The organism is uncultured Campylobacter sp., assembly GCF_963517995.1.
GTDB lineage: Bacteria > Campylobacterota > Campylobacteria > Campylobacterales > Campylobacteraceae > Campylobacter_A.
On the sequence record NZ_CAUQHQ010000166.1, the window covers coordinates 1 to 4,309 of the forward strand.

At 46.0% G+C, this 4,309-nt stretch carries 3 protein-coding genes; 2 read left to right on the forward strand and 1 reads right to left on the reverse strand.

What is annotated here, in order from left to right; translation table 11 throughout:
- Nucleotides 1-377: 377 nt before the first annotated feature.
- Nucleotides 378-1,967 carry an ABC-F family ATP-binding cassette domain-containing protein gene (locus RYL88_RS11775; RefSeq protein ID WP_314991532.1) on the forward strand — a complete coding sequence of 530 codons (1,590 nt, stop codon included), beginning with the start codon at nt 378-380 and terminating at the stop codon, nt 1,965-1,967.
- 313 nt (nt 1,968-2,280) lie between these two features.
- On the forward strand, nt 2,281-2,529 hold the full coding sequence (locus RYL88_RS11780) for a chemotaxis protein (protein ID WP_314991534.1): 249 nt from the start codon (nt 2,281-2,283) through the stop codon (nt 2,527-2,529).
- A gap of 310 nt (nt 2,530-2,839) precedes the next feature.
- Here the strand turns inward: RYL88_RS11780 and msrA are convergent, their stop codons facing one another.
- Nucleotides 2,840-3,952 (reverse strand): peptide-methionine (S)-S-oxide reductase MsrA, encoded by a 1,113-nt coding sequence (gene msrA, locus RYL88_RS11785; protein WP_314991535.1) that lies wholly within the window; start codon nt 3,950-3,952, stop codon nt 2,840-2,842.
- Between the last annotated feature and the right edge of the window lie 357 nt (nt 3,953-4,309).

Sequence of the window (4,309 nt, forward strand, 5' to 3'; positions counted from 1 at the left end):
GCTCTAGCTTGCTCGGGAAAAATATCAGCCTCTCTTGAAAAAAATAAAGCAACGCCAAAACCGCGACATAGACTACTAAAAATATCACGCAAAAGCGAAAAATCGTTTTCACTTTTTGTCCTTTAGATTTATCTCCGGCGGATTTTTTATCCAAAAACGCCCAAATTTAGCCGCACAAACGCTAAATTTTCATCGCGCCGCATGCCAGATCCTGCCGTTCATGCCAAAATTTTAGCAAAAAATCGCATAGCAAGAGCAAATTTAAGCAATTACGCTTTTAGAAAAACGAAAAAACGCCTTTTTGCCGAAGTTTATACTGATTTTAAACGATTTTTTGGCACAATCTAGGATTCTAAAAGTAAAATTTAAGGGTAAATATGCTTGAAGTCAAAAATTTATTGATGAGATTTAACGCGCAGCTGCTATTTGAGGACGTAAATCTAAAACTCACTCGCGGCAACCGCTACGGACTCATCGGCGCAAACGGCGCGGGAAAATCGACGTTTTTAAAAATCCTCTCGGGCGAGATCGAAGCAAACAGCGGCGAGATCGTCATCGAAAACGGGCTAAAAGTAGGCGTGCTAGGGCAAGATCAGTTCGCGTTTGAAAATTTTAGCGTCAAGGACGCCGTGTTATACGGCAACAAACGCCTCTACGACGCAGTAAAAGAAAAAGAGCGCCTCTATATGAGCGAAGAGTTTACCGACGCCGTAAACGACCGCCTAGCGCAGCTTGAGATGATAAGCGCCGAGGAGGATCCTAGCTACGAGTACGAGGTCAGGATCGAGAAAATCCTAAGCTCGCTTGGCTTTAGCGACTTTGAAAAGCCTATGAGCGAGGTCGAAAACTCGGATAAATTTAAAGTCCTGCTCGCTCAAGTGCTATTTCCAAAGCCCGACATCCTTTTCCTTGACGAGCCGACCAACAACCTTGATATCGAGAGCATAAAGTGGCTAGAAAACGAGCTAAATCGCCACGAAGGCACGATGGTGCTAATCAGCCACGACCGCCACTTTTTAAATGCGGTTTGCACGCACATCCTAGACGTGGATTTTAAGAAAATCAGGCAATTTGCCGGTAACTACGACGACTGGTACATCGCCTCGACGCTGGTTGCCAAACAGCACGAGATGGAACGCGACAAAAAGCTAAAAGAAAAAGAGGAGCTAGAGAAATTTATCGCGCGATTCTCGGCAAACGCGAGCAAAGCCCGCCAAGCCACGAGCCGCCAAAAGCAGCTAAACAAACTCGATATCGAGGAGATCAAGGTATCGAGCAGGCGCGATCCTAGCATACTTTTCCGCACAAAGCGCGACATCGGCAACGAGATCCTAGAGGTACGCGGCATCAGCAAAACATACGACAAGGTTTTGTTTGAAAATTTTAACTTCAAGCTCGAAAAGAACGACAAAGTCGCCATCATCGGCGCAAACGGCGTAGGCAAAAGCACGCTGGCTAAAATCATCATCGGCGAGGTTGCTCCGGATAGCGGCGACGTGCACGTGGGCGCGACGATAGAGCCTAGCTACTTCGCGCAGGATACGACAAACAAAATCACCGGCGAGCTAAAGCTCTACGAGTGGCTGCAAGACGAAAACAACAAGGACCTAGACGAGATCCGCAAGTGCCTGGGTAGGATGCTATTTAGCGGCGCCGAGCAGGAAAAATCGGTCGGCAGCCTAAGCGGCGGCGAGAAACACCGTCTAATGCTAAGCCGCCTGATGCTAGAGCGCGGCAACCTGCTCGTGCTAGACGAGCCAAACAACCACCTAGATCTCGAAGCCATCATCGCTCTAGGCGAGGCGCTGTATAAATTCGGCGGCAACGTCATCTGCGTGAGCCACGACAGAGAGCTCATCGACGCCTTTGCTAACCGTATCATCCACCTAAAAGGCAACGGCGAGGTCGTCGATTTTAAGGGAACCTTTGAAGAATACGCCGCGATGAACGAAGGGGCGACGGTTTAAATTTTGATTTTGGCTTTGATTCAGCGGGTAATTTTAATGCTCGCTAAATTTAAAAGCAAATCCAAGTGGCGAATTTAACTAGGTTTTGCTGCTTGGATTTAAATTTTACCGCTTATCTTTTTAGCGACTATTTATAAGGCTTGCGCTACGAAAATGCCGACATATTTTTCAATTTTACCGCTGTGTATCGTTTCTTAAGAATGAGATAAATATTTCTATGATAGCATTTATCTATATCATTTACTACTGCGAAAAAACAGCCAAATATAAAAGCAAATAGATGCGAATGTAGCAGCACGAGGAGAGAATGCTAATGGGTGAAAGCATAAATAATTTACTACAAAAAAGCGATGAACTGATAGTAAATATGGTAAAAGAAGCTGGCGAGCTCGTCAAAAATTTTATCGAAATGTCAAAAAATGATCCAAGATTTAAGGATTATTACCGCGATTTTACCGACGTCGGAGTGCAAATTTTTAAAATCCACGAAAAACTGCATGTCGATTTTACGGAACTAAAAGAGTGCGAAGGGATAAAGGCGCTAAAAGAGCATAAAGAATAAATTTTAGCTGAATTTAATCTAGTAAATTCTTTTTTCTTTGAGGACGAGAAAGGTTTTACTCGCAATAAGGCATAAAAAAACAAAATCTAACGTTTTTGCGATGCGGGTCTCGGTAAGTAAAATTTGAAGTCAAATTTGCAAATTTGACTTCAAATTTGAATAGTAAAAGTTAAGGCGAAGTATCGCGAGATGATTTTTCGAGTTTTGAAGCAAAATTGAGCGTGCGCTAGGCATATAGCCTGCGGAGCGAAAATTTTGCAAAATCTCGGAAAAGCGCTCGCGAGACAAGCCGTTTTTAAAAAACAAGCCGCTATTTTTTAGAATACTGCGCGTCGAGATACGGTATCAAATACCCATACCCCTCCTTCTCCATCTCCTCCTTTGGCACAAATCTCAGCGCAGCGCCGTTTATGCAGTATCTTAGCCCTCCTTTGTCCTGCGGACCGTCGTCAAATACATGGCCCAAGTGCGAGTCCGACATCGCGGTCTTGACCTCGGTGCGCACCATGCCGTGCGATAGATCAGACTTTTCGGCGATTAGGCTCGCGTCGATCGGCCTAGTAAAGCTCGGCCAACCGCAGCCCGCGTCAAATTTATCGTACGAGCTAAAAAGCGGCTGACCGTTGGTGATATCGACGTAGATGCCGATGCGCTCCTCGGCGTTTAGCTCGCTGCTGTGCGGGCGCTCGGTCGCGGCGTGCCTCACGACGTCGTATGAGATGGCGCTTAGTTCATTTTTTAGCGCCGCGTCGTCTTTGTTTTTGTAGTTTTGCAAATTTTGCTTCATATCGCGCTTTTTGTCGCTCAAAATTTCGCCATTTTTAGGCAGGCTTTCAAAGGTCACGTGGCAGTAGCCGTGCGGATTTTTGTCCAGATAGTCTTGGTGATACTCCTCGGCTTTGTAGATATTTTCTAGCGGCGCGACCTCCGTTACGATGGGCGCTTTGTAGTTTTTTTGCTGCTCGGCGATAAAGGCTCTGATCGCCGGCTCGTCCGCCGTATCGGTGTAGTAGATGCCCGTACGGTACTGCGTGCCGCGGTCGCCGCCTTGCTTATTTAGGCTGGTGGGATCGATGGTATTAAAATAAAATTTGAGCAAATGCGGCAGGTCGATCACATATTCGTCGTATTCGACCCAGACGGCTTCGGCGGCGTTCGTGTCACCCGTGCAGACCTGCTCGTAGCTAGGGTTTGGCACCTTTGAGTTTGCGTAGGCCGTATAGGTGCTCACCACGCCAGGAAGCTGCTTGAGATAGGCCTCCGTACCCCAAAAGCACCCGCCCGCTAGCACGATCGTTTTGTTCGCAACCGCAGGCTCTTTTGTTTTATGATTCATCTGTTCTCCTTGTAGATTTAAAAATATACCTAAAAATAGCGCCAAAGCGCCGACTATTCCAACTGTTTTTAACGTTTTGCCAAGCATTTTTGCTCCTTTTGGCTTAAATTTTTGATTAAATTTGATTCGGGCAAATTTGACTTCAAATTTGACGGTTTTAAATTTTACGCACCGAGACCTGCATCTTGAAAATGCTAAATTTATCATCAAACACTAGATTTTCAAATTCTTTTTTGGGAGGCGGAAGCGGCTTTACTTTGCCTGCGGCTCGTAACCGCAAGCAGAACTACTTACTGTCTGCTTGCAGCTGCTAGTAGCGCAGAGACGCAAAAACCCCCAACCATCCCCACTGCACGTGAGATGTTGCTGCACTGCGTGCAGATTAAATTTAGCGCTGTCGCGCCGCACGTTTTAAATTTTATATTTTCAAGATGCGGGTCTTGG